Below are 25,177 nucleotides of genomic sequence, written 5' to 3'. Positions count from 1 at the left end.
CGGCGCAGGTGGGCGCGGAGGGCCGGCGTGGGCGAGACGGCGTGGGCGTCAAAGCCGGCACGCTGGAGGCGACAGGCGGGGCAGACAGCAAGGTGCGCGGCGACGGCGGCAGGCGGGGGCAGTCCAAGGGCCTGGGTCGCCTGCGCGCCGAGCTGCGGGTCGGTGCAGGCGGGCGGCGCCGGATAGGGCGACGGGATCATGACACCTGAGAGAGCGCCTCGCGCAGCTTGCGGAGGGCGCGGTGGCGGAGCTGGCGCACGTGGTTCGGGGTGATGCCGAGAGCGAGAGCGATCTCGGGGCCGTCACGATCGTCGAGGCCCATGATGACGACCTCCTGCTCCAGCGGATTGCACGTGCGCTCCAGAAGCGAGACCAGCCTCTCCGCGGTTTCACGCCGGAGCAGCGCGGTGAGGCCGTCCTCGTCGAGGGACAGCTCTTGGGCGTCTGGCGGGCCCTCGGCTGCCTCGCACGAGCGTGCGGCCAGGACCCGCACCGCCTTGTTGCGCAAAGTGCCGAAGAGGAAGCCGGGGACGTTGACGGGCTCGTGGGCGAGCACGGCCTCTGCCTTTTGGAAAAGGACGAGAAAGGCTTCCTGCACGGCGTCGGCGGCGTCGGCGGGCTCGAGTCGCAGCCGCCGTCGCACGTAGCCGTTGAGCCGGGCGGCGTGGCGATCGAAGAGGGCGTCGAAAGCCGCGGCGTCGCCCCGGACGAAGGCGACGAGCAGGGCCTCGTCGCTGTCGGCGAGGCCAGGAGGACGGCCACGCAGGGCGCCGGTGGGTGCCCAACCCGACGCGCGCAGGCGCCCGAAGAGGAACGCGCGCAGCGGGGCGAGATCGGTCGCGTCGGAAGGGGCCGCGAGCATGGCAGCGCGGGCGAGGAGGTCGGCGAGAGGCACGGGTGGAAAGAGGTTAGCCTGGCTGGTCCTGCATCAGGGCGCGGAACCGCTGCAGGATGGGGTGGCTCGGTACCTGCTCGGCGAGGATCGGGAGGGCGTGTCTAAGGAGATCGCCAGCCTCATCCTGCTGACCGAGGCGAAAGAGCAATATCGCGAGCGCCACCTTGGTCTCGGCCGAGTGGTACTGGTCGAGCGTACCGAAGCACTTCTTCTCGATGTCCAGGACGCGGCGATAGTGCGCCGCTGCCTGCTCGAGCTCTCCCTCCGCCGCCAGCACGCCACCCAGCGCGCGCAGTGACGCGGCCACCGAGGGGTGCTCCTCCGTGCCATGCACCTTGGCCATGATCGCCAGCGAGCGCTCCAGCGCCTTTCGCGCTCCTGCAGGGTCGCCCTGCGCCCTGAGCACGCCGCCCAACGCGTGCAGCGACGCGGCCACCGAGGGGTGCTCCTCCGTGCCATGCACCTTGGCCTTGATCGCCAGCGAGCGCTTCAGCGCCTTTCGCGCTCCTGCGAGGTCGCCCTGCGCCCTGAGCACGCCGCTCAGCTCGTGCAGCGACGCGGCCACGTCGGGGTGCTCCTCCGTGCCGTACACCTTGGCATCGATCGCTAGCGAGCGCTCCAGCGCCTTTCGCGCTCCTGCGGGGTCGCCCTGCGCCCTGAGCACGCCGCCCAGCGCGTGCAGCGACGCGGCCACGTCGGGGTGCTCCTCCGTGCCATGCACCTTGGCCTTGATCGCCAGCGAGCGCTCCAGCGCCTTTCGCGCTCCTGTAAGGTCGCCCTGTGCCATCAGCACGCTGCCCAGCGTGTGCAGCGACGCGGCCACCTCGGCGTGCTCCTCCGTGCCATGCACCTTGGCCTTGATCGCCAGCGAGCGCTCCAGCGCCTTTCGCGCTCCTGCGGGGTCGCCCTGCGCCATCAGCACGCCGCCTAGCTCATGCAGCGACGCGGCCACATCGAGGTGCTCCTCCGTGCCATACACCTTGGCCTTGATCGCCAGCGAGCGCTCCAGCGCCTTTCGCGCTCCTGCGGGGTCGCCCTGCGCCATCAGCAGGCCGCCTAGCGCGTGCAGCGACGCGGCCATCTCGGGGTGCTCCTCCGTGCCATACACCTTGGCCTTGATCGCCAGCGAGCGCTCCAGCGCCTTTCGCGCTCCTGTAAGGTCGCCCTGTGCCATCAGCACGCTGCCCAGCGTGTGCAGCGACGCGGCCGCCTCGGCGTGCTCCTCCGTGCCGTGTACCTTGGCATCGATCGCCAGCGAGCGCTCCAGCGCCTTTCGCGCTCCTGCGAGGTCGCCCTGTACCATCAGCACGCCGCCCAGCTCGTGCAGCGGCCCGGCCACCGAGGGGTGCTCCTCCGTGCCGTGTACCTTGGCATCGATCGCCAGTGAGCGCTCCTGCGCCCTTCGCGCTCCTGCGAGGTCGCCCTGCGCCATCAGCACGCTGCCCAGCGTGTGCAGCGACGCGGCCACCGAGGGGTGTTCCTCCGTGCCATGCACTCGGACCAGGAGCGCATGACCTCGCCGAATACGCTCCGCAGCGCGAGACGGTGGCCGGCCCGCCTTGAACTCGGCGTAGCCGAGCCACTGATGCCCGAACGGTGACTCCGGCACCGCCTCCGCATGGCGCTCGGCCAGCCGGAGGTTGTGGGCGTAGAGACCAGCATTGTGGAGCGCTGCATGGATGCGGCGCGCGAGCCGCTCCGCGCGTGCAACATTCCCGCCGCGCAGCGCATGCTCCCACGCCGCCTCGGTGCGCTCGATCCACACCGCGCCGGACGCCGCCTTCTCGGCCAGCGTCTCCCAGGCCTCGGCCGCCGCTTCGTGCCACCGCGCCGCGTCGGCCACCTCGAACCGCGGCTCGACGAGCGGGCTCACCCGGTATGCCCGCGCGCCGTCGAGGTCACCGGCCTCCAGCAGCCCCCAGCTCGCCAGCACGTCCAGGTCCCGGTCGATATCGACGGCGAGCCCCTCTGTCAGCGCCGAGAACGCCTCCCTCGGCACCGCGGCCTCGAAGACCCGCGCCCGCCTCACGAACTCGAGTGCCGGCTCACCGAATGCCGCCTTGGCCTGCTCGTAGGCCATGTGGCGCAAGAACATCTGCGCCAACTCGGTGTGCTTCTCCTCGCTCGCCTCATCGCCCGGCGCCCAGACCGGCAGCTTCGCCGACGCGCTGGCAGCCACGGCGGCGAGCTCCTCGTCCGTCTTGCCCGCGAGCAGCGCACGCGCCCACGCGAGGACACGCGCATTGCGACCCAGCCGCTCGGCGAGGTCGTGCCAGCTCTTGAGCGAAACGCTCGCGAGCTCGTTCGACGCCTGCCCCCGCATCCATAGCTTTCTCACGGCTGCGCTGTCGAGCGCGCCGAGCGGCATGAAGGCGAGCGCCCGGTCGTTCGCCGCCGGGACCCGAAACTCGGCCGTCGACGTGATCAAGAGCTTCGGCTTGCCGGTGGCGCAGGTGGGCAGGAGCGCCTCGAGCAGCGCGGCCGCATCGGGCTTCACGAGCCAGGGACCGCCTGTGCTTCGCTCGAGGTTCTGCTCGAAATCATCGAGCACGATCACGAGAAGACGCCTGCGCCAGTGCTCCATCAGGCGCCGCACGCGCTGCAACACGCTCTCGTCGGCGCGGGCGAGGAGCTTCTCGGCGGTCTCGTCTCCAACGGCAATGGCCTCCTTGAACGCCTCGAGCACACCGCGCTCGTCGATCGCGCCATGCAGGACCACCACGCCGAGCTCCGGCGTGTGCTGCTTGGCGCGTTCGATCGTCCGGCCCACCGCGCACGACTTGCCGACGCCCTTCATCCCGAAGACACACGCGCCTGCCACGTCGCGCGCCTCGCTCTTCTGCACGTCTTGCCCGCGCAGGAGCACGCGGAGCAGCCGCTGCACGAGCCGTCGCCGGCCCACGAAGCCCGTCTTGAGCACGCGCATCTGGCTGCCCAGGAACTTATAGATCTCGTCGCGATCGACGCGCTCGCTGAGCGGCGCAGCGCCGTCGTCGATACGGAAGCCAACCGCCGATCCGCTGATGAGGTGCAGGGTCCCCCAGGCATGCGAAGGCGCGGGTGCCCCCTCCTCGGTGCGCCGCATCCGGTCGTGCGCGACCTGCGCTGCTTCAACCGGGGTCTTGCCGGCGGCGAGCTGCTCGAACAGCGACGACGCGGCCAGCGTGGCGAGATCGTCGCGGACCGGCCGTGTCCAGCCGAGCACGTTGGGCACGCCCGCGGCCACGAGCTCCGCCGCGAAGCTCGAGACCGATCCACGGACCTCGGCGCTGTGGCAACACGACACCATCACGAGCTCCGGCATCGACTTCGCGCGCTCCAGCACGTCGATGAGCTCCGCCGGCGAGACGAGGCGCTTACCGCCGAACGCGTCCTCCATGACGAGCCGTGGTCCGTCGGGCGTCAGCACCCCGTGGCCGCTCAGGTGCACGACGTCGAAGCGCTCGACGAGCAGCGCCGCGCGGAGATCGTCCAGCGTGCCCTCCTCGACGACACGAAGGCGGGCGCGGCGGCGCTCGGCCATGGGTGCGATCGCGGCGAGCAGCTCCTCCTCTTCCCGCTCGAAGTCGAGCTCCGGCGGCGCGTCGTGAGGAGAGAACGCCATGAACAGGATGCGCAGGCCGCCGGTCTCCAGCAGGTACGGCGCGCTGAGGTCCCGGGGCCCGAGCTGCAGCACGACCGTGAGCGGCGGCGCGCCGCGGCGGCGCGCCGCCGCGAACGGCAGCAGCTCCCACCGCATCCACGTGGCGGGGTGCGCGCGCAGCGCGCCGCGGTTGTCGCTCCGCGCACGCACGACGAGATCGAGCCGGCGGCGCTCGGCCTCCGCCTTCGCGATGCGCTGCGCGAGCGCACGCTCGGGGCCGTCCAGCAGCTCGAACAGGGCAGCACTCAGGGCCGTGCGGGTGCTGACGATCGCGGCGCTCTGCTCGAAAGCCTCCGCGAGGCTCACCGCGTCGGCCAGGCGCCGGATGTGCGCGATCTCGTCGCAGCGGAGGATCTTGTTGCTGGCGCCAGGCGCCTCGGTCCAGCTCAGGATCACGTCGCCCCCCGAATCCAGCCGGAGGTCGATCATCGCGAGCAGCGGTGCAGCCATGTGAGGCATCGTACGTGGCGAGGTTCGGGAGGCCAGGGGCGCGGTCATCAGGGTCCTTTCGTCGAGTCCACCGGCTCATCCCGTGAGCAGGCGCGGGCGTTACAGCTGCCCGCACGTTTCTGGATCGAGCGCCGTGGCTCCCCGCTGCTGGACGCGGGCGTACCTGGAGACGGCCCCACGCCCGCGACGAGGCTCAGGTCCTCGACGCCGGCCTCACCGTCGGCCTGCGGCGCAACGACGTTCGGAGCAGACCGCTCATCCAGCCGATTGCTGGGAGCTCATCACCACTACGACGGAGTCACGCCTCTGCCGCCGTCGCGACCTGGGAGAACGGGTCCCGGTAAACCTCGTCCACCGACAGCGCGCCCCCGGTCGCCTCAAGGCGCGCGCCCTCTCCAGCGCGGGCCTCCCGGAGCGTCCACGAGTCGTCCTCGTTGCGGTGAAACACCTCGATGCGCTGCTCGCGCTGCGAGACGAGCACGTACTCCTGGAGCGAGCGGATCCGCCGGTAGTGCGCGAATTTCTCGCCTCGGTCGTACGCCTCCGTGCTGTCGGAGAGGACCTCGACCAGGACGATCGGGTTGAGCGCGGCGTCCTTGTCCTCGAGATCACACTCGAGCCTCCCGCAAACGACGCTGACGTCAGCGTACGTGGAGAGCCCGGTCGCCTGGACCCGGACGCGCAGATCGGCGGAGTAGACCGCGCAAGGCCGCCCGCGGAGCTGCGCCCCGAGCTCGGCGCCAACGCTCGCACACAGGCGCGCGTGCTCCGGCGTCCCGCCGGCCATCGCGACGATCTCGCCGTTCAGGAACTCGTGCTTCGTCGGGCTCGCGCGCTCCTGCTCGAGATACTCGGCGTATGTCCAAAGCTTGCGCGCCGGCTCGTTCATGGTCGAGGCGAGTATGCCACGCGGGCTCCTCCACGAGCCAACGAAGCTGTGAGTCTCCTCCGAGGGCAGTTCATCGCCTCCCGCGCGCTCACTTCGGCTGCGTGGCCCGCCGCGGCTGCTGCTCCTCCTGATGATCCCGGTACGCCTCGATCACGGCGTAAGCCGCCGCGGCCGCCGCCGACGCGCGGCCCTGGGGCTGCTGCGGAGCCGGGGGCGCGACGGCAGCGGGTGGCGCGGCGTAAGGGCCAGCCGGCGCCTGGACCGGCTCGCGCACGCAGCCCGCCACGGCGCGGTCCACGAGCACGAACGCGGACATCCGCATCCCGAGCGAGTAACAGGAGCTGGCGCAGTGGGTCGGCCCGCGCTCCGCGGATACGAGCTCAAATCCCCGCGAGCTCTGAGGCTTCATGGGCCGTCCTGCCCGAGGGCGTGCCACCGTGTTACCCTGTCGCCGTGTCTGACACGGCCGGTACCGAGATCGAGCGGTCTACCCAGCGAGCTCTACCAGGTGAAGCCATGAAAATGCACGATGGGTACCTCGCCTTGCTGGCCTCCGGGGGTAAGCGGAAGCTCAGGGCCAACTCGCTGCTGGCCTACGGAGACGAAGAGAGCCGCTTCGAGGCAGCCGTGCTGTTTCACGAGGCGGCCGACATCGAGAGACGCGCGCTCTCGCTCCTGGAGGATGTCGAGCCCGAGACCCGCCTGAGGGCAGCGGTCGAACGGTGCGCATGCCTGGTCATGGGCTTCGACGTCGTGGAGGCAGCGCGCGCCTTCCGCGAGGTGGAGGAGGCCAGCGCGGCCGTGCCTCAGGAGACCGCAGACGCGCACCGGGATCGGCTCGATCGTCTGTACTTCGCCGCGCGGCAGGATCTCACGGAGGTCCTGAAGCGAGCGCCCGTGCTGACCTCATCCCGGTTCCGATGGGAGGAGATCGCCGAAACCGACCGGCCGCGCGCGCGCGCCGAGCTCGATACGCTCCTTCAACGCTTCCCCGGCGAGTCGACGTTCCATCTCGTCGATGCCAGGGCAGCGCTCGATGAGCGCCGCTTCGACGATCTCGGCCGGGCCGTGCGACGGGCACACCGGCTGTGCCCGGACAACCCGCTCCTCCGGGCTTACCTGCTCCTCGTGACCGCCCAGTCCATCGCCTATCCCGGCTCCGCAGCGACGCGCAAGGAGGCCGAGGCCGAGCTGGACAGGACCTATCAGGAGCTGAACCGCGAGGCCTCGGACGGCGTCGTCTATCTAGGCTTCATGATGGCGTCCCTGGCTGCGTTCCTGGCCGCATTCTACGCGGGTGAGGAGGCCGCCGAGGTTCACGGCAAGCGAGCTCGCTGGGCCGCGGAGATCGGAGCGCAGCGGCGCTCGATCATCTCCGAGGACATCGGCAAGCACATCGAGGCGGCAAGACCCCTCATCGAGCTCCTGACAACACAGCCGCAGATGCTGACGGCCATCATCGAGAGCACTCTCCGCGAAGCCCTCCTGAGCAGCGACATCGGCCGAGCGCCGGGCGAAAGCCTTCAGCAGCCGAAGGCGTCCAGCCTGATCCAAGGGGTCATCTCACAGGCCTCGCGGTGGCTGACGCCGAGCGCAGAGCTCGCGGAGCTCTCGGAGCTCGCGCTCGCGGCCTAGGCGCGCCGCCGCACGCGCGAGCTCCCCCTCGTGGCCGCGCAGCTCACCTCGGCCGCACGACCCGCCGCCGGACCCGGCCATCGCGACGGGCCTTCGCTATCGCTCTCCTCATCGCGATCCCCGCGGCCTTATCCTGAGCGCGATGCCCACGATCCAGAGCACCGCCGAGATCGACGCCGCCTCGGACGAGCTCTTCGCGCTGTCCCAGGACCACGATCTCCGGCTCGAGTGGGACCCGTTCCTCCGCGAGATGCGCTACCGCGACGGCGCGGCCGAGCCCGCGGTCGGCGTGCGGGTGTGGGTGCGGGCGAAGAACGGGCTGTCCATGGAGGCGCGTTACATCACCCTGAACCCGCCGGAGCAGGTGGCCATCACCATGGTCGAGGGGCCGCGGATCTTCCGCCAGTTCTCGGGCGCGTGGCTCTTCAAGGCGCTGTCGCCGCGGCGGACCCGCGTCACGTTCCGCTACAACTTCACCGCGCGCCCGCAGGCCCTCGCCCCGGTGCTGGAGCCGGTGATGGCGGCCGTGCTGAAGCGCGAGATCGAGCAGCGCCTCGCCGGGCTCAAGCAGAGCGCCGAGACGACGGACATCCTGCAGCGGCTGCCGAGGCGCGGCCCGGCAGCCGTCTGACGCGCGGCGACGCCGCGCCGCGGGAGCTCAGCGCGATCCGCGCTCCGTGGACCCGCTCACCGCGAGGCCGCGCGCGTCCGGCGACGAGCGCCCGCGAGCGCGAGCCCGAGCCCCGCGAGCGCGAAGGCGAGCCCGCCGCCCTGCCGCCCCTCACCGCCGACCCGGCACCCGCAGCCGCCGTCGTCGTCCTCCGCGTCTGGCTCGGACGCCGCGCCGCCCCCGCCACCCCCGCCGCCCCCACCCGCGCCGGTCCCGCCGGCGCCCGCGTCGGGGCCGGGCGGCGCCACGCAGGCGTGCGCATCGAGGTCGCAGACCTCGCCGTCATCGCAGTCCGCATCGCTCACGCACACGACGCACGCCGGCGTCCCCTCCACGAGGGCGCAGCGCGGCGCCGCCGCGCTGCACGGGTTGCACGAAGGCCCGCAGAAGGCGTCGACGACGCACGGCGCGCACAGCGCGGCGTCGTTGCAGTAGGAGCCCGACTCGCAGCCGGTGTTTCCGCTCTGGCCGCTGAACTCGCGGCCGCACTGCGCACAGGCGTCCTCGTCCGACGCGGAGGCGTCGCCCGCCACGCTCCGATGGAACGCCGCCGGCTCGAGGAGCGTGAAGCTGGACGCGGCGAGGTTCGTGCTGCCGGTCTCGCCGGCCTTGAGCTGAAAATCCTCGAACTCGCCTACCAGAAGCGACACCTCGAGCTCTGAATGCTCGGCGATCGCGGCATAGAGGATCTCGACGGGGTACAGGCCCTCCTCGGCGAACGTGACGGTATTCGTCATTCGCCAGCTGGGTGCGCCGAGCGCGGGTGGCTGCACCAGCACCGGATAGGCGGCCTGCGCCGAGTCGTAGATCACGAGGGCCACGGCGTCGTCGGCGTAAATGCCAAAGTGGACCGGCTGCTCGACGTAGTCGGGCGGCACGGCCAGGTAGCCGCGCAGGCGCATGCCGAACGCCACGTCGGGCTCGTTCGCGACGAAGTCGCACCCTCCTGCCGGGCAGTCGGAGACAGCGTCCAGAAAGTCGCCGAAGCTCGCCGCGCTCCCGGCGTCGTACCTGTTCGAGAGATCGAGCGGTGTGCGCACCACGGAGCTCACGAGTTCTTCCTGCCCCGCGTCGAAGAACGTGTTCATCTTCTCGATGAAGCCCGCCCTGTCGCTCGCCGGAACCCAGAAGTCGACATCTGGCTCGGACGATGACCTTTGCGCGCCGCACAGGCCCGTTCCTCCCTCGGCGGGGAGCGGCGCTACAGGACCTCCTTCGAGGATCACTGGCTCGGCGTTCGCGGAGCCCGGTGCTCCCAGCGCCGTGGAGAGGGCGAGCACGAAAGAGATCGTCAGCTTGGGACGTCGGTGGAACATAATCGCTCCTCGCAAGGAAAACAGCGCAACGGCGCGGCCGCTCGCATGGGACCCGCGATGCACGGCACGCCACGTTATCCCGCGCGCGTAACGCGGAGCCCGGAAATCCCCTTCGCGGGCACGATCCCGACGGCGAGCAGCTGAATGTCCGCCCGCGGCGCTCCGTTCGTCGCCGGCGCGCGCGCAGCGGGCCACGCCCTCATCCGCCTAGCCGCGCGAGCGCCTCCCGCGACGCTCCGGCCCCGGGGTGGCGCAGGCGCGCCCGCAGCGCCGCCGCCTCGGCGAGCAGCTCCCGCCCTCGCGCGCGCTCCTCGCCGCGCGCCGCCGCCGCGCGCGCCACGCCCGCCCAGTGCAGCGCGTCCGCCCTCGCCCACGCGTCCTCGCCCGCCCACGCGATCGCCGAGTCGGCGAGCGCCGTCGCGGACGCCGCCGCCCCCGCGCCGCGCACGAGCGCGCACCGCGCGGCGACGACCGCGAGCCGGGCGCGGAACGGGCCGAACCCGCACGCCTCCGCGACGTGCAGCCCCTCCAGCGCCTGCCGCGCGCCGTCGTCGAGCCGGCCAGCGGCGAGCGCGATCCGCGCCGCGAGCTCGTGGCACCGCAGCGCGACCTCCACCTCGCCCGTCGCGGCAGCCCAGCGGCGCGCCTCGACGAGGTGCGCCTCGGCCGACGCGACGTCGCCGGCCGACGCGACATCGCCGTCTCCGCCGTCGCCCCCCTCGAGCAGCGCGAGGCCGAGCAGCGTGTGGCCGTGCGCGACGTGCCCCTCCCAGCCCCTCCGCCTGCACTCGGCGATGTTCCGCGCCGTGGCCTCGCGCGCCTCGTCGCGGCGCCCGAGCGCGAGCGCGTGCTCCGCCTCCCAGAGCGCGCGGCGCGCCACCGGCGCGTCGCCCAGCGCCCGCAGGCGCGCGAAGCGCTCGCCCGCCGCGCCGACCTCGCCGAGGTCGTGCAGCACCGCGGCGAGCAGCGCCAGCACGCGCACGGCGTGGACTTGGTCCACGTGGGCCGCGGCGCGACGGGCGCTCCCCGCGGCGCCGCCGGCGAGCTCCGCCGACCGCTCGAGCAGGCGGCGCGCCGCGGTCAGGTCGCCCCGCAGCCGCTCCGTGTACGCCAGCGTGCGCAGGCCGGTCGCGATCGGGGCCGGGTCGGCGAGCGCCCCGGCGATCTCGTTGTGCGCCTCGTAGCAGGCGCAGGCGAACGCGAGATCCCCGAGCGCGCCCGCGTAGAGCCCCGCGTCGTACGCGAGCGACGCGCGCACCCGCGCGGGCAGCGAGGCCGGCATGCCGCGGGGGTCGTCGCCGCCGGCGAACGCGCGCAGGATGCGGGCGCCGCGGGCCATGTCGCCGAGCTTGAGCCCGAGGTGCGCGAAGCCGCCGAGGGCGAGCGCGTAGATGTCGTACGCCTCGCCCGCCCGCCCGGCGCCGAGCAGCTCGGTGAGGATGGCCTCGTACGCGTCGACCGCCTCGCGCTCCCGCGGCGCCCGGCGCGGCGCCTCGTCGAGGCGCGGCGGCGGCGCGGCGCTCCCCGCGGCGTGGACGCGCTCCGGCGGCACGCCGAGCAGCGACTTGAAGTGCTGCCGCACGAAGGGGTGCGTCGAGTAGCAGCGCTCGCCCGGGCGCGCCGCGAACACGAGCCCCAGCCGCTCCAGCCGGGCGAGCCCGCGCGCGAGCTCCGCGGCGCCCCACCCCGCCATGGCGCCCGCGATCTCGCCGCCGGCCCGGCTCAGCTGGAGCAGCGCGCCCTCGCCCGCGCCGCCGGGGAACACCGAGAGGCGCGCGAGCAGGTCCCGCTCGCCCGGCGGCAGCGCGCGCGCGTACGCCGACAGCACCGCGCTCAGGCGGCGGGCGAGGACGTCGTCCTGCTCGGCCTCGGCGAGGTGCGCCGCTCGCGCCGCGGAGAGGCGGCCCGCGTCGCCGCCGAGGAACGCGCCCACGTAGGAGCCGAGGACGGCGACCGACAGCGCGTGGCCGCCCGTCGTCTCGAACAGCGCGCCGAGGGCGCCGTCGTCGCCGCGGATGCCCCAGCGGCGCAGGAGCGACGCGGCGTCGCCCTCGCAGAGCGGCTCCGGCCGGATCGTCGCGAGCCCGCCCTCGGCCCAGGCAGACAGATCCGCGAGCTCGAAGCGCGACGTGACGAGCGCCCGCGCGCCGCCGAGCCCGGACGCGATCGCGCAGAGCAACCGCCGGAGGAGCGCGTCGTGGAGCTCGCCGTGCGCGCGCCCTGCGCCCCCCTCGGCCTGCACGGTCTCGAGCCCGTCGAGCACGAGCAGGTGCGGCGGCCCCTGCCCCAGCGCCTCCTTCAGCCGCGCGAGCTGCTCGCCGGGCGCGGCCGGCGGCCGCGGCGCCGCAGCGCCCGGGGCGCCCGCGCCCGGCGCGAAGTAGGCCGCCGCCTGGTCGAGGAACGCCTCGGTCCTGGGGTCGTCGTAGAAGCTCCAGACGAGCACCCCGCCGGGCCGCGGGGCGTCGCCGAGCCCCTGGAGGAAGCGCTCGGCGATCGCGGTCTTTCCCGCGCCGCCGACGCCGAGGAGCGCGATCACCCGGGGGGACGGCGGCGAACCGTCGGCCCACGCGGCGAGCCGATCGACGATCTCGGCGCGCCCGACGAAGTGCCGCGCTCGCTGGAGCGTGTGCGCGTGCAGCGGGCGCCACGCCCCGGCGGGCGTCTCCGCGGCCTGGCTCGCCGCACCCGCTCGCTCTGCGACGGGATCCGCCGCCGGCGCGGCCTCGGCCTCGGCCTCGACGACGAGCAGCTCCGCCTCGGCGAGGCCGAGCTCGGCGCCGAGCCGCTCGAGGATGCGCCGCCGGGACGGGCTCCGGACCGAGAAGCCGAGCCGCGGATCGTTGACGGCGCCCGACTCGTAGCGGCGGTAGGTCCGCACGTCGACGCCGATCGACGCGGCGACCTGCTCCTGCGTCAGGTCGAGATCGAGCCGCGCCCGCTGGAGGAGCGTGTGGTTGAAGCGGACCGCGGGCTCCGCGCCGCGGCCCGCCCTGGAGACCCGTGCCATCGGTGCGAGCGCTCGATCATCGGCGATGCGGCGCTCTCCTGTCCACCGCGCTGCCCGGTCCTGCCCGGTCCTGCCCGGGTCCCGCCCTTCCGGATCCGGTCCGCCCGGACCCACGCTTCCCGCATGAGCACCCCGCACGCCGAACGGACCGCCCAGTGCACCGACCACACCGACGATCTCCGCATCTTCACGGTGACGAACGTCCTGTCGCCCGAGGAGTGCGAGGGCTTCATCGCGCTCGCCGAGGCGCGAGGCTTCGAGCAGGCGCCGATCGGAGGCACCGAGGTCATCAACCTCGAGGTGCGCAACAACGGCCGCGTCATCCTCGACGATCCGGACCTCGCCGCGAGCCTCTGGGAGCGGCTCGCGCCGTGGATGCCGCCGAGCTTCGGCCTCCACCGCGCCGTCGGGCTGAACGAGCGCTTCCGCTACTATCGGTATACCAAGGGCGAATATTTCAACTGGCACGGAGACGGGTCGTTCGTGCGATCCGACGGCGAGCGGAGCCTGTTCACCGCGATGATCTACCTGAACGACGACTTCGAGGGCGGCACGACCGATTTCTGGGGCGGCCGGAGCATCGCCCCGCGGCGCGGGATGGCGCTCCTGTTCGAGCACCGCCGGCTCCACCGCGGCGCCGCCGTGACACGGGGGAGCAAGTACGTCCTCCGCAGCGACGTGATGTACCGGCGCGGCTGACGCCGGCGCCGCGCGCGCGCCGGCGCTCGGCGCCTCGACGCCTCAGCGGGGCGCCGCGGTCGCGCCGGCGCCGAGCGCCTCGGCGAGGCGCGGCAGCACCTCGCCGGCGCGGGCCTCGATCTTCAGCGCGCCGAGCTCCTCGCCGCGCGCGGAGCCGAGGTTGATCATGGCGATCGGGGTGCCTCGCTGCGCGGCGCGCAGCACGAAGCGGTAGCCCGAGAAGACCGCCAGCGACGAGCCGACGACGAGCAGCGCGTCCGCCGCGTCCACGAGCGCGAACGCCGCGTCGACGATCGGCCGGGCCACGTTCTCGCCGAAGAAGACGACGCGCGGCTTGAGCGGCCCATCGCAGCGGAGGCACGGCGGCGCACGGAAGCCCGCCACGCGCTCGGCGGGCAGGTCGGCGTCGCCGTCGGGGGCGAGGTCGGCCGCGAGGCGCAGCCAGCCGGGGTTCTGGGCGAGGAGCCGCTCCTGGAGGGCGGCGCGCCGCTCCATCGCGCCGCACGCGAGGCAGGCGACCTCGGAGAGCGTCCCGTGCAGCTCGATGACACGACGGCTGCCCGCGGCCTGGTGGAGGCCGTCGACGTTCTGCGTGATGAGGCCCTCGAGCTGCCCCGCCTGCTCGAGCCGCGCGAGGGCGCGGTGGGCGGGGTTCGGCTCGGCCCTGGAGAACCGCTCCCAGCCGATCACGGCGCGCGCCCAGTAGCGCTGCCGGATCTCGGCCGAGCAGGAGAACTCCCGCCCCTGGATCGGGTTCCGCGCGCGGCGCCGCGTCTCGGGGCCTCGATAATCGGGGATGCCGGACTCGGTGCTGCACCCCGCGCCCGTCAGCGCCACGATCCGCTTGCCGCGCAGGAGCGCGACGAGGTCGTCGAGCGGATCGGCCGGACGCGCTTCGCTGAGCGGCATAGGCCCGGGTTGTGGCCCGCGACGGCGCGCGCCGCCAGCGTCGACCCCGCAACCATGCAACCGAGCGTGCAACGGAGCACGCAACCGCGCATGCAACCGGGCAACGGAGCTCCCCCACAACATCTCGCTTGACCGGCTCACTGCACCACCATATGTAGTGCCCATGTTGGTGCCTCGGGCTTCGGCCGGGGCTCAAAAGGGAACCCGGTGTGAATCCGGGGCTGCCCCGCAGCGGTAAGCGAGAACGATCTCCACGACGCGCACTGGCCCTCGGGCTGGGAAGCGGTGGACCGTAGGAATCCGGCGAGAGCCGGAGCGCTCGTGAGCCCGAAGACCTGCCAACGTCCTGCGCTGGGAGACATCCGGCGCCGGTTTGACCTGGAAGCCTCGAGGGAGGCGGGTAGGTCCGAGCTGGCGCAGACTCTCGCGCTTGTCCCGGTTCCGACCCCCTCCCGCGCTGTCTTCCTTTCGCCCGCGGGGGCGAGCGGTCGGTCCGAGGGCTCCTCCAAAGAGCCTGGCGCACCCATGCGCATCGGCTGGCCTCTTCGCTCTCGCGGCATCGACGCGAGCGGTCCGGGACCGCTCGGAACGAGCACGACGAGGAGGATGCCATGCTGAACGAACCGTTGGTGAAGAGCAACGGCGCGGCGCCGTTGCGCGCGCTCCACGCACCCCACGCACCCCACGCGCCCGCCATGACGAGCGCCGGCGCGGAGGAGACGCCCCCGCACACGACGATGCGGGTGAAGAAGAGGAACGGGTCGAGCGAGCCAGTCGACGTCAACAAGATCGTCCGCGCCGTGAGCCGCTCGTGCGCGGCCCTGTCCGACGTGGACGCGCTACGCGTCGCGACGAAGACCATCAGCGGCCTCTACGACGGCGCGACGACGCGCGAGCTCGATCAGCTCTCCATCCAGACGGCGGCGTCGCTCATCGCCGATGAGCCCCAGTACGCGAAGCTCGCGGCGCGCCTGCTCGCCACGTACATCGACAAGGAAGTCCGCAATCAGGAGATCCACGCCTTCTCGCAGTCCATCGCCGTGGGGCGGCGGCTGGGCCTCATCAACGATCGGCTCCACGGCTTCGTGGCGCAGAACGCCCGCAAGCTGAACGACGCCATCGAGCCGGGGCGCGACCACGAGCTCGAGTACTTCGGCCTGCGGACGCTCTACGACCGCTACCTGCTCAAGCACCCGGAGACGCGCCTCGTCATCGAGACGCCGCAGCAGTTCTTCCTGCGCATCGCGTGCGCGCTGTCCGAGACGGCGGCGCAGGCCGTCGAGCTCTACAGGCTCTTCTCGTCGCTCGATTACCTGCCGAGCTCACCGACGATGTTCAACTCCGGGACGAGCCACGAGCAGCTCTCGAGCTGCTTTCTGCTCGACTCGCCGGACGATCACCTCGAGACCATCTACCAGCGCTACACCGACGTCGCGATGCTCTCGAAGTTCTCGGGCGGCATCGGGCTCGCCTACCACCGGGTGCGGTCGCGCGGCTCGCTCATCGAGAGCACCAACGGGCACTCCAGCGGGATCGTGCCGTGGCTCAAGACGCTCGACGCGTCCGTCGCGGCCGTGAACCAGGGCGGCAAGCGCAAGGGCGCGTGCTGCGTCTACCTCGAGCCGTGGCACGCCGACGTCGAGGAGTTCCTCTCGCTGCGCGACAACACGGGCGACGAGGCCGCGCGCACGCACAACCTGAACCTCGCGAGCTGGGTCCCGGACCTCTTCATGAAGCGGGTCGAGGCCGACGGCGAATGGAGCCTGTTCGACCCGAAGGACGTGCGCGATCTCCCCGATCTCTACGGTGAGGAGTTCGAGCGTCGCTACGTCGAGGCCGAGCGGGCGGGCCTCGCCAAGAAGACGATGAAGGCCCGCGAGCTCTACGCGCGGATGATGCGCACGCTCGCGCAGACAGGCAACGGCTGGATGACGTTCAAGGACAAGTCGAACCGCGCCTGCAACCAGACGGCGCTGCCGGGCAGGATCGTCCACCTCTCGAACCTCTGCACCGAGATCCTGGAGGTGACCTCGAACGAGGAGTCGGCCGTCTGCAACCTGGGCTCGATCAACCTCGCGCGCCACACGGTCGCCGGCGAAGACGGCGCGGTCGCGCTCGACTTCGAGAAGCTCGCGCGCACGGTGCGGACCGCGGTCCGCCAGCTCGACCGCGTCATCGACCTCAACTACTACCCCATCCCCTCGACGAGGCGATCGAACCTCCGCTGGCGGCCCGTCGGGCTCGGGCTCATGGGCCTGCAGGACGTGTTCTTCCAGATGCGCCTGCCGTTCGACGCCCCGGCGGCGCGGGAGCTCTCGAGGCGGATCTCGGAGGAGGTGTATTACCACGCGCTCTCGACGTCCGCGGACCTCGCGGCGGAGAAGGGGCGGCACCCGGCGTTCGACGAGACGCGCGCCGCGCGCGGAGAGCTCCAGTTCGACGCGTGGGGCGTCGTCCCGGAGGACACGGCGCGCTGGGAGGCGCTCCGCGCGCGCGTCCAGGCCGGGGGGCTCAGGAACTCGCTGCTCGTCGCCATCGCGCCGACGGCCACCATCGCGTCGATCGCTGGCTGCTACGAGTGCATCGAGCCGCAGGTGTCCAACCTCTTCAAGCGCGAGACGCTCTCGGGGGACTTCCTGCAGATGAACCGCTACCTGGTCGCGGAGCTCAAGCGGCTCGGCGCCTGGAACGACGCGGTGCGCGCCCGGCTCAAGCTCGCGGAGGGCTCGGTCCAGGGCATGGACGAGCTGCCCGAGCAGCTCCGCGCCGTGTTCCGGACGGCGTGGGAGATCCCGATGCGCTCGCTCATCGACATGGCCGCGGATCGCGGGGCCTTCATCGATCAGAGCCAGTCGCTGAACCTCTTCATCGAGAACCCCACCATCGGCCAGCTCTCGAGCATGTACTTCCACGCATGGAAGAAGGGGCTCAAGACGACGTACTACCTGCGTTCGCGCCCCGCGACGCGCATCGCCAAGGCGACCGTGGAGGCGGTGCCGGAGAAGGCGGCCGCGGACGTGGCGTGCGCGCTCGAGAACCCCGAAGCCTGCGAGGCCTGCCAGTGAGCCGCGTCAGCCGCCCCGCGCGCCTCCTGGATCCGGGCCAGTGCCTCACGCTGCGCCCGATGGCCTATCCGGCCTTCTTCGAGATGTACCGCTCCGCCATCAAGAACACGTGGACCGTGGAGGAGGTCGACTTCTCCACGGACGTGGGCGATCTGCGGAAGATGACCGACGCGGAGCGGCACCTCGTGCAGCGGCTCGTCGCGTTCTTCGCCACGGGGGACTCCATCGTGGCGAACAACCTCGTCCTCAACCTGTACAGGCACATCAACGCCCCGGAGGCGCGGATGTACCTGTCGCGGCAGCTCTACGAAGAGGCGCTCCACGTCCAGTTCTATCTGACGCTCCTCGACACGTACATCCCCGATCCCGAGGACCGTCACCGCGCCTTCGCGGCCGTCGAGAACATCCCCTCGATCCGGGAGAAGGCCGATTTCTGCATGCGGTGGCTCGATTCCGTCGAGTCGCTCGGGCGGCTGGACACGCGCGCCGAGCGGCGGCGGTTCCTCCTGAACCTCATCTGCTTCGCGGCGTGCGTCGAGGGGCTCTTCTTCTTCGGCGCGTTCGCGTACGTGTACTTCCTGCGCTCGCGCGGCCTGCTCCACGGGCTGGCCGCGGGGACGAGCTGGGTCTTCCGCGACGAGAGCGCGCACATGCGCTTCGCCTTCGAGGTCGTGAGCACGGCGCGGCGCGAGGAGCCCGAGCTCTTCGACGCCGGCCTCTCGCGGTCGATCCTCGACATGATGGATGAGGCGATCGCCTGCGAGGCCCGGTTCGCCGAGGACCTCCTCGGCGCCGGCGTGGCGGGCATGTCGGCGCGCGACGTGCGCAGCTACCTGGAGTTCTGCGCCGACCAGCGGCTGGCCACGCTCGGCATGCCGAAGCGCTACGGGGCGAAGAACCCGTTCTCGTTCATGGATCTGCAAGACGTCCAGGAGGTGACGAACTTCTTCGAGCGCCGCGTCTCCGCGTACCAGGTCGGCGTCTCCGGGGAGGTCGTCCTCGACGCCGCGTTCTGACACCAATCAACCGACGCACCGCCCGCGGGGCCGATCAGAGCCCGCCGATCCCTCGCGGCGGGAGCCCGATCTCGGTGTCGACGGTCGCGTCCTCCAGCGGCTCGAGCGCGCCGTTCCCCGCCACCTTCCAGCGCCGGAGCTTGCTCCTCTCCGCGTCGCTCAGCAGGCAGACGTCGCCGCAGCCGGGCGAGCAGTGGACGCCGCCGAAGGCGTAGGACTGGGTCGCCTGGGCGAGCGTCGTGACCTCGCCCGTGGCGATGCTCACGGAGAAGGCGCGGTCCCCGGCGGACGCGCTGCCCGCGTAGGCCGTCCCGAGGAGGACGTCCTCGGAGGCGAACGTGAGCGTCGGCTGGACCGCGGCGCCGAGCGCCTTCGCCACGCCGAGCCGCTCGATCTCCTCCGGGGGCGAGGTGCGAGCGTCGTAGATCACGATGTCGCTCGTCGCCGGATCGTACTCCATCGTCTCGGCGTCGAAGCGGCTCGAGCAGGCGACCGCCAGCCGCTCTCCCGAGGGCGACACGGCGAGACGCCCGCAGCCGTAGAGCCCCTGCACGTCGACCGTCCATGCGACGGCGCCCTGCTCCGGCGAGACGCCGACGAAGCGCCCTTCACCCGTGGTCGAGAGGTCCGCGGCGAGCCGGCCGAGGGCCACGACCACCTCGTCGCCGAGGCGCGCCATCCCCGACGGGCGCGGCAGGAGCCCTTCTTCCTCCGGCAGGGCGATGCGCCCCGCGACGGAGTACTCCTTCGTGTCGATGATCAGGAGATCGCCGCCCTCGTCGAACGGCTCCACGCCCGGGCTCGGGTTGCTCCCGTAGCGCGACACGAGCGCGCGGTCCGCGCCCACCTCGATGTAGTCCTGAGGGTTCGACTCGAACCCCTGCCCGACCGGGAGCTGCGCCAGGGCCTCGGCGGTCTCGAGATCCATCCAGGTGATCACGTTCGTGCCGAACCGATCGAGCAGGACGACGCGGCCGGACGGCGGCGCCGCCGTCGGGACGTCGACGTCGCCGGACAGCGCGAGGCTGAGCCCCGGCTTCGCCGCGCCGCTCGACACGAAGGAGGGCGACAGGGTGGTCCCGTCGAGCGCCGACACAGCGATGTTCGTCGACTGGTAGTCGCTCGTCACGATGACGACGCCGCGCTCGCACCCGTCGCCGTCGCCGCCGCCGTGGACGCCGCCCGTCGACGGCGGCGGCGAATCCACGTTGCACCCGAGGAGCGGAACCGAAATCGCGATCGCAAACAGACTGATCTTCACCATGTTGACTCCAGTGTGAAAAACACGCTCCGTCCCGGGAGCGGAAACCCGACGACATCCGTACGCCGCGCGTCCAGGAGGTCCGCGACGCGACCTCTCGCCGCGAGGTGCCCGTCGAGCCACCTCGCCTCCGCGTCGAGGTCGAGGGTCGCTTGCTCCGCGATCACGCCGAGCCCGGCGGGATCGGCGTACCGGCTCGACTGGTACACGGCCCGGAGCTCGCCCGACGCGCCCGAGAACACGGCGCCGCCCGGGCGCTTCCACTCGGCGTGCAGGCGCGGCGCGACGACGAGGCGCGAGCGGAACGGGAGGAGGTCGTTCCTGGTCGTCCGCCCCGGCGTCGTGTCCCGCGGATCGAGCAGCGTCGCCGCGATCTCGGCGCGGAGGAACCGGGTCACCTCGACCCCGGCCAGGAGCTCCGCGCCCACGACGCGGGCGCGGCCGACGTTGTACGGGTTCACGTAGCCCTGGCCGGACTTCTCGTACGCGACGAGCCCGGAGACCGCGCTCCCGAACGCGAACACGTCGATGAAGGCGCCGCGCAGCACGGCGCCGCGCCCCGTCTGCGCCCGGATCCCGGCCTCGATCGTGGCGCCCGACTCCGGCTCGAGCGCCGCGTTGCCGTGGACGACGCCGGAGACGCCGTACACCTCGCCGAGCGTCGGGACGCGGACGTAGCGGCCCACGGTCGCGAGGAGCCGGAGCCGGTCGCTCCCCACCTCCACGCCGACCCGCCCGGTCGGGACGAGCACGTCGCAAGGGCGCTCCCGGTCCGCGCCGGTGGCGTGGCACTCCCCGCTCGCGAGGGCGTGCAGCGCGAGCCCCTCGCCGAGGCGCGCCTCCGCGCTGACGGCGCCGCGCGCGAACGAGCGCCGCGCCCGCGCGAGCGGGACGTCGTCCGGCGCGCGCGAGATGCCCTCGCGCGCGACCGAGAGCACGGGCCGCACCCGGAGCCGGTCAGCGAAGGAGAGCGTCGCCCCGAGCGTCTGCTCCAGGCGGCGGCCGGCGAGCCGGAGCTCCGGCGTGAGCAGGGCGAGCTCGAAGAGCGGGTCGTGGACCTCCGACCGCGCCTCGATGAACGAGGTGCGCGCCTCGAGCGTGTGCTGCGCCTCTCGGCCGAACGGCACCCGCGCCGCGACGGACGTCAGCGCGCGCCGCGACTCCCCCCGCGCCTCCCGGGACGGCAGGAGCGCGAGCCTCGGCACGCCCTGCTCGCGATCGGTGCCGTTCGCGATCACGTCGACGATCGCGCCGCCCCCGAGCTCGACGCGCGCGAGCGCCCAGGCGTCGATCGTGCGCACGTCGGCGTTCTGCCGGCGCTCCAGGGTGTCGTCGCTCTCGTCGAAGAGCGTCCCGCGATCGTCGACGAAGGCGTAGCGGTTCTCCGCGGCCTCCGCGCTCACCCCGACGATCGAGCTCACCGGGCCCGCGCTGGCGCCGGCGAACGCCCACCCGCGCCGCGCGCCGAGCGAGCCCGCCATGACGCCGACGCCGGCCGTCGTCCGGGAAGGCCGCCGCGGCTCGAAGAAGATCGCGCCGCCGGGGCCGAGGCGGTCCGCCTCGATGGGCGCGTGGCCACGGTAGATCTCGACGCGCTCGATGAGCCAGAGGGGCACGAGGGAGAGATCCGCCGTGCCCACGACGTCGTCGTTCAGGCGGACGCCGGCGAGGTACACCGGCGTCTGCGTTGCTGTCGCTCCCCGGAGGGCCGCGGTCGCCGGCCCGCCGAAGCCGCCCGACTCGACGATGAGGACGCCCGGCTGCGTGCGGAGCACGTCCGCCGCCCCGAGCCCCGCGCCGGTGAGGCGCTCGCGGCCCAGCACCGAGCCCGCGACGGACCTGTCCTTGGGCGGCGCGGGCGCGCGCACGCGATCCCCCTCGACGCGCACCTCCAGCGGGGCCGTCCCCGGCGGGGCGGCGGCGCGACCGCCCTCCTGCTCGGCCTCCGGCCTGCGCGGCTCGTCGGCGCGGGCGGCCGGCAGGGCCGCCACGGCGCCGCAGGCGGCGAGCGCGAGCCAGCACGCCGCGCCGGCGCTCCGGCGCCGACGCGACCGACGATCAGAAGAATCAACCATTCACGCGCCGCCTGCCCGCGTCGACCCAGCGCTGCTCCGGGTGAGCCGAGAGCCGAAGCGAGGGGCTGCGTGACGGGCCACGGCACCGCGCGCGAGCGAGGTGGTCGAGAGCCTGGGCGCCTTCCCCTCGAAGGCTCAGGTCAGCGCGCGCCAGCGAACCGGCGCGCGCACCTCGGCAGGTCTTCGGACTCACGGGCGCTGCGGCCGTCGCCGGTCGCTCTCCTACACATCACCGCTTCCCGGGCTGCTCGGGTGCATGCCCAGTGCTTCTTGGTGATGGTCGTTCCCGTTCACCGCTGCGGGGGCAGTCCCGGATTCTCACCGGGTTCCCTTTTCAGCTCGCCAGGCGATGGCCGGACGAGCACCGATGGCGGGGCGACTCGTCGCACCCGTCACGCAGGATGTCAACGCAGAAGCGAAGGTCCAGAGCGCCCCGCCCACGGGCCCACCGGCGACGCACACCCGAGACAGAACCGGGAGTCCCTTGACAGTCTTGCACGCGCGTGTCATGAGTCACTTGAAACTGATTTTCTTTATCAGTTATCGGAAACGAGCGGCCCGAGACCTGACGTCCAGCGCCCGATGACCTGAGCCCACGTGGCTCTCGACGCCCATCGGAGCTGAATGTGACGAGTTCCATCTCGATACCGGCCTCTGTCGCGCTGCCCGCGGTCAACGCAGGGCAGCTGTTGAAGCAATACACCCCTGAGTCGGCGTTCTTCTTCGCGTCGCCGACACGCACCCTCCTCGCGCAGGGCGTACACGACATGATCCTCGAGCCGAACGGCGCGGATCAGGGCGACCGCCTCGCGGACCGCGTCACGAGGGTGCTCGCGGCGGCGTCGAGGGCCGGCGCCGGCCAGAGCTTCCCCATGGTGGTCGGCGCGGTGCCGTTCAACAGCACGTCGCCGGCGCACCTCATCGTGCCGAGGGCGATCCAGAGCGCGGGCCCGCTCAACCCCACGTCGGAATCGCCGCGGTCGCAGCTGCCGATCACCATCCAGGAGCTGCGCCAGATCCCCGAGCCCCGCGACTACGTGCGCGGCGTCGAGACGGCGGTGGGCCTGATGCGGTCCGGGGCGCTGAGCAAGGTGGTCCTGTCCAGGATGCTGGAGATGGTCCTGCGAGAGCCGGTCGATCTCCGCCTCGTCCTCCAGCGCCTCTCGCAGCAGAACCGGAGCGGCTACACCTTCGCCGCCAACCTCTCGGATCCGACCGCGGGGCTCTCCAGCGCGGAGCGCGGCGTCCCGACCTCGCGCGCGCGGACGCTCCTCGGCGCGAGCCCGGAGCTGCTCCTGTCCCGCTCCGGGCTCCGGGTGATCGCCAATCCGCTCGCCGGCTCCGCGGTCCGCAGCCCGGACCCCGACGAGGACCGCCGGCGGGCGATCGCGCTGCTCGCGTCCGAGAAGGACCGGCACGAGCACGCGATCGTCGTCGACGCCGTCGCCGCCGCGCTCCGGCCGTTCTGCCGGCGCCTGAGCGTCCCCGACGAGCCGTCGCTCACGCAGACCCCGACGCTGTGGCACCTGTCGAGCCGGCTCACCGGGGAGCTGCGCGATCTCTCGATCTCCTCGATGAAGCTGGCCACCGCGCTGCACCCGACGCCCGCCGTGTGCGGCTACCCCACGGAGCGCGCCCGCGACGCCATCGAGGCGATCGAGCGGTTCGATCGCGGGTTCTTCACGGGGCTCGTGGGCTGGTCCGACGCCAGCGGCGACGGCGAGTGGGCGGTCGTCATCCGCTGCGCCGACGTCGCCGGCCGGGCGCTCCGCCTCTATGCCGGGGCCGGGATCGTCCTCGGATCGAGCGGCGAGCACGAGCTCGCCGAGACCACCGCCAAGCTCGGGACCATGCTGAACGCGCTCGGCCTCGACCAGGCGCCGGAGCGGGCGTGAGCGCTCCGGAGGAGCGCCGGCAGGCGCCCGCGCAGGCGCGACCGCAGGCGCTCGACGGCTGGACTCCGTGGCCGGCCGAGCTGGCCGATCTCTACCGGCGCGCCGGCTACTGGCGCGGCGAGACCTTCGGGCGCCTGCTCCGCGAGCGGGCCGCGCGGCACCCGGATCGGATCGCGCTCGTCAGCGGCGATCGCCGGCTGAGCTACGGTGAGCTCGATCGGCGCGCCGATCGCCTCGCCGCGGGCCTGCTGCACCTCGGGCTCCGGCCGGGGGATCGCGTCGTCGTCCAGCTCCCGAACATCGCGGAGTTCTTCGAGGTGTGCTTCGCGCTGTTCCGGCTCGGGGCGCTCCCCGTGCTGGCCCTGCCCGCGCACCGCCGCGCCGAGATCGCGGTTTTCTGCGAGCACACCGAGGCGGTCGCGTACGTCATCGCCGACCGGGACGGCGGGTTCGATTACCGCGCGCTGGCGAGCCAGATCCGGCGCGACGTCGGGACCTTGCGGCACGTGCTCGTGGCCGGCGAGCCGGGCGAGCACACGGCGCTCTCCGGCCTGGACCGGGAGCCCGTCGAGCTCCCGGAGCCCGCCGCGGGGGACGTCGCCTTCTTCCAGCTGTCCGGCGGGAGCACCGGCGTACCGAAGCTCATCCCGCGGACGCACGACGACTACCTCTACAGCGTGCGGGCCAGCGCGGAGATCTGCGGGCTCGACGAGGGCAGCGTCTACCTCGCCGTCCTCCCTGTCGCGCACAACTTCACGCTCAGCTCGCCCGGGAGCCTGGGCGTGCTCCACGCCGGCGGCCGGGTGGTGCTCTGCCGCCGCCCCAGCCCGGACGAGGCGTTCCCGTGGATCGAGCGGGAGCGGGTCACGATGACGGCGCTCGTGCCGCCGCTGGCCTCGGTCTGGCTGGAGTCGGCCCGGACGGCGCGGCACGACCTGTCGAGCTTGAAGGTGCTCCAGGTGGGCGGCGCCAGGCTCCCGGCGGAGGTCGCGCGCCGCGTGGGGCCGACCCTGGGCTGCAAGGTGCAGCAGGTGTTCGGGATGGCGGAGGGGCTCGTCAACTACACCCGCCTTGACGACCCCGACGCCATCGCGCTCGAGACGCAGGGCCGGCCCATCTCGCCCCACGACGAGGTCCGCGTCGTGGACGACGACGACCGCGACGTCGAGCCCGGGCAGGTCGGTCACCTGCTCACGCGAGGGCCCTACACGATCCGCGGCTATTACAGGGCCGGCGCGCACAACGAGAAGGCGTTCACGCGCGACGGCTTCTACCGCACGGGCGATCTCGTGCGGCGGACCCCGGAGGGCTACCTCGTCGTGGAGGGCCGCGCCAAGGATCAGATCAACCGCGGCGGCGAGAAGATCGCGGCCGAGGAGGTCGAGAACCACGTCCTCGCCCACCCGGCGGTGCGCGACGCGGCGCTCGTCGCGATGCCGGACGCCCACCTCGGCGAGCGTTCGTGCGCGTTCCTCGTGGCCCGCGGGCAGCCGCCGCCGGCGAGGGAGATCAACGCCTTCCTGCGCGAGCGCGGCGTCGCCCAGTTCAAGGTGCCCGATCGCATCGAGTGGCTCGACGCCCTCCCGACGACGAGCGTCGGCAAGGTGGACAAGAAGGCGCTCCGCCGGTGGATCGCCGACAGGCTCGCGCAGGGCGCGCGCGCCTGAGAGGACAGCGCGGGCCCAGGCGGCGCAGCGACGCCCGCGGCCCGTTCCATCGACAGGAGCGCTGCGACCAGAAGAGAGAGAAGAG

Annotated in this window: 16 protein-coding genes and 2 riboswitches; of the genes, 7 read left to right on the top strand and 9 right to left on the bottom strand. The window is 72.7% G+C overall.

Features of this window, described 5'->3' with window-relative positions; genetic code table 11:
- Positions 1–196: 196 nt before the first annotated feature.
- The 4 genes from ACSRUE_RS28565 to ACSRUE_RS28550 form a co-directional block, all read right to left on the bottom strand.
- Complete coding sequence (locus ACSRUE_RS28565) at positions 197–895, bottom strand: RNA polymerase sigma factor (protein WP_441286360.1); 699 nt, start codon at positions 893–895, stop codon at positions 197–199.
- 13 nt (positions 896–908) lie between these two features.
- Positions 909–4,988, bottom strand: coding sequence for a tetratricopeptide repeat protein (locus ACSRUE_RS28560; protein WP_441286359.1), 4,080 nt, complete (start codon positions 4,986–4,988; stop codon positions 909–911).
- Positions 4,989–5,286: 298 nt separating this feature from the next.
- Complete coding sequence (locus tag ACSRUE_RS28555; protein WP_441286358.1) at positions 5,287–5,877, bottom strand: Uma2 family endonuclease; 591 nt, start codon at positions 5,875–5,877, stop codon at positions 5,287–5,289.
- 88 nt (positions 5,878–5,965) lie between these two features.
- On the bottom strand, positions 5,966–6,286 hold the full coding sequence (locus tag ACSRUE_RS28550) for a hypothetical protein (protein WP_441286357.1): 321 nt from the start codon (positions 6,284–6,286) through the stop codon (positions 5,966–5,968).
- A gap of 107 nt (positions 6,287–6,393) precedes the next feature.
- On the opposite strand from ACSRUE_RS28550, the gene ACSRUE_RS28545 reads away from it, so the two are divergent.
- Together ACSRUE_RS28545 and ACSRUE_RS28540 are read left to right on the top strand one after the other, a co-directional pair.
- Complete coding sequence (locus ACSRUE_RS28545; protein WP_441286356.1) at positions 6,394–7,512, top strand: hypothetical protein; 1,119 nt, start codon at positions 6,394–6,396, stop codon at positions 7,510–7,512.
- A 142-nt stretch (positions 7,513–7,654) separates the two neighbouring features.
- Complete coding sequence (locus ACSRUE_RS28540) at positions 7,655–8,143, top strand: type II toxin-antitoxin system RatA family toxin (RefSeq protein ID WP_441286355.1); 489 nt, start codon at positions 7,655–7,657, stop codon at positions 8,141–8,143.
- 56 nt (positions 8,144–8,199) lie between these two features.
- On the opposite strand, the gene traA is transcribed toward ACSRUE_RS28540, so the two are convergent.
- On the bottom strand, positions 8,200–9,498 hold the full coding sequence (gene traA / locus ACSRUE_RS28535; RefSeq protein WP_441286354.1) for an outer membrane exchange protein TraA family protein: 1,299 nt from the start codon (positions 9,496–9,498) through the stop codon (positions 8,200–8,202).
- Positions 9,499–9,697: 199 nt separating this feature from the next.
- Positions 9,698–12,505 carry a helix-turn-helix domain-containing protein gene (locus tag ACSRUE_RS28530; RefSeq protein ID WP_441286353.1) on the bottom strand — a complete coding sequence of 936 codons (2,808 nt, stop codon included), beginning with the start codon at positions 12,503–12,505 and terminating at the stop codon, positions 9,698–9,700.
- Between the two features lie 123 nt (positions 12,506–12,628).
- On the opposite strand from ACSRUE_RS28530, the gene ACSRUE_RS28525 reads away from it, so the two are divergent.
- Entirely contained in the window at positions 12,629–13,204 is a 576-nt protein-coding gene (locus tag ACSRUE_RS28525; protein ID WP_441286352.1) for a prolyl hydroxylase family protein, read from the top strand.
- Positions 13,205–13,246: 42 nt separating this feature from the next.
- Here ACSRUE_RS28525 and ACSRUE_RS28520 read toward each other — a convergent pair whose 3' ends face one another.
- Entirely contained in the window at positions 13,247–14,113 is an 867-nt protein-coding gene (locus tag ACSRUE_RS28520) for an NAD-dependent protein deacetylase (protein WP_441286351.1), read from the bottom strand.
- Positions 14,114–14,263: 150 nt separating this feature from the next.
- Positions 14,264–14,470, top strand: a riboswitch (cobalamin riboswitch).
- A gap of 254 nt (positions 14,471–14,724) precedes the next feature.
- Here ACSRUE_RS28520 and ACSRUE_RS28515 point away from each other — a divergent pair.
- Together ACSRUE_RS28515 and ACSRUE_RS28510 are read left to right on the top strand one after the other, a co-directional pair.
- A complete protein-coding gene (locus ACSRUE_RS28515; protein ID WP_441286350.1) occupies positions 14,725–17,178 on the top strand; it encodes a ribonucleoside-diphosphate reductase subunit alpha in 2,454 nt (817 codons plus the stop codon).
- Positions 17,179–17,237: 59 nt separating this feature from the next.
- Entirely contained in the window at positions 17,238–18,194 is a 957-nt protein-coding gene (locus ACSRUE_RS28510; RefSeq protein WP_441293140.1) for a ribonucleotide-diphosphate reductase subunit beta, read from the top strand.
- 34 nt (positions 18,195–18,228) lie between these two features.
- Here the strand turns inward: ACSRUE_RS28510 and ACSRUE_RS28505 are convergent, their stop codons facing one another.
- Complete coding sequence (locus ACSRUE_RS28505) at positions 18,229–19,458, bottom strand: hypothetical protein (RefSeq protein WP_441286349.1); 1,230 nt, start codon at positions 19,456–19,458, stop codon at positions 18,229–18,231.
- Positions 19,452–21,530, bottom strand: a complete 2,079-nt coding sequence (locus ACSRUE_RS28500) for a TonB-dependent receptor domain-containing protein (RefSeq protein WP_441286348.1) — start codon at positions 21,528–21,530, stop codon at positions 19,452–19,454. The genes ACSRUE_RS28505 and ACSRUE_RS28500 overlap by 7 nt, the downstream gene beginning before the upstream one ends.
- A gap of 157 nt (positions 21,531–21,687) precedes the next feature.
- Positions 21,688–21,914: riboswitch (cobalamin riboswitch) on the bottom strand.
- 242 nt (positions 21,915–22,156) lie between these two features.
- On the opposite strand from ACSRUE_RS28500, the gene dhbC reads away from it, so the two are divergent.
- Positions 22,157–23,425, top strand: a complete 1,269-nt coding sequence (gene dhbC / locus ACSRUE_RS28495) for an isochorismate synthase DhbC (protein ID WP_441286347.1) — start codon at positions 22,157–22,159, stop codon at positions 23,423–23,425.
- Positions 23,422–25,092, top strand: a complete 1,671-nt coding sequence (locus ACSRUE_RS28490) for a (2,3-dihydroxybenzoyl)adenylate synthase (protein ID WP_441286346.1) — start codon at positions 23,422–23,424, stop codon at positions 25,090–25,092. Before dhbC ends, ACSRUE_RS28490 begins: the two co-directional genes overlap by 4 nt.
- Positions 25,093–25,177: the final 85 nt, after the last annotated feature.

This window comes from Sorangium sp. KYC3313, assembly GCF_052075895.1.
In the GTDB taxonomy this organism is placed as follows: Bacteria; Myxococcota_A; Polyangia; order Polyangiales; family Polyangiaceae; genus Sorangium; species Sorangium cellulosum_B.
This window is presented reverse-complemented; position numbering and strand designations above follow the sequence as displayed.

Coding starts and splice junctions, on each gene's coding strand:
- traA (WP_441286354.1), bottom strand. CDS start 9,498: ATGTTCCACCGACGTCCCAAGCTGACGATCTCTTTCGTGCTCGCCCTC.
- ACSRUE_RS28525 (WP_441286352.1), top strand. CDS start 12,629: ATGAGCACCCCGCACGCCGAACGGACCGCCCAGTGCACCGACCACACC.
- ACSRUE_RS28510 (WP_441293140.1), top strand. CDS start 17,238: ATGGCCTATCCGGCCTTCTTCGAGATGTACCGCTCCGCCATCAAGAAC.
- ACSRUE_RS28560 (WP_441286359.1), bottom strand. CDS start 4,988: ATGGCTGCACCGCTGCTCGCGATGATCGACCTCCGGCTGGATTCGGGG.
- ACSRUE_RS28515 (WP_441286350.1), top strand. CDS start 14,725: ATGCTGAACGAACCGTTGGTGAAGAGCAACGGCGCGGCGCCGTTGCGC.
- ACSRUE_RS28530 (WP_441286353.1), bottom strand. CDS start 12,505: ATGGCACGGGTCTCCAGGGCGGGCCGCGGCGCGGAGCCCGCGGTCCGC.
- ACSRUE_RS28505 (WP_441286349.1), bottom strand. CDS start 19,458: ATGGTGAAGATCAGTCTGTTTGCGATCGCGATTTCGGTTCCGCTCCTC.
- ACSRUE_RS28500 (WP_441286348.1), bottom strand. CDS start 21,530: ATGGTTGATTCTTCTGATCGTCGGTCGCGTCGGCGCCGGAGCGCCGGC.
- ACSRUE_RS28540 (WP_441286355.1), top strand. CDS start 7,655: ATGCCCACGATCCAGAGCACCGCCGAGATCGACGCCGCCTCGGACGAG.
- ACSRUE_RS28555 (WP_441286358.1), bottom strand. CDS start 5,877: ATGAACGAGCCGGCGCGCAAGCTTTGGACATACGCCGAGTATCTCGAG.
- ACSRUE_RS28550 (WP_441286357.1), bottom strand. CDS start 6,286: ATGAAGCCTCAGAGCTCGCGGGGATTTGAGCTCGTATCCGCGGAGCGC.
- ACSRUE_RS28520 (WP_441286351.1), bottom strand. CDS start 14,113: ATGCCGCTCAGCGAAGCGCGTCCGGCCGATCCGCTCGACGACCTCGTC.
- ACSRUE_RS28545 (WP_441286356.1), top strand. CDS start 6,394: ATGAAAATGCACGATGGGTACCTCGCCTTGCTGGCCTCCGGGGGTAAG.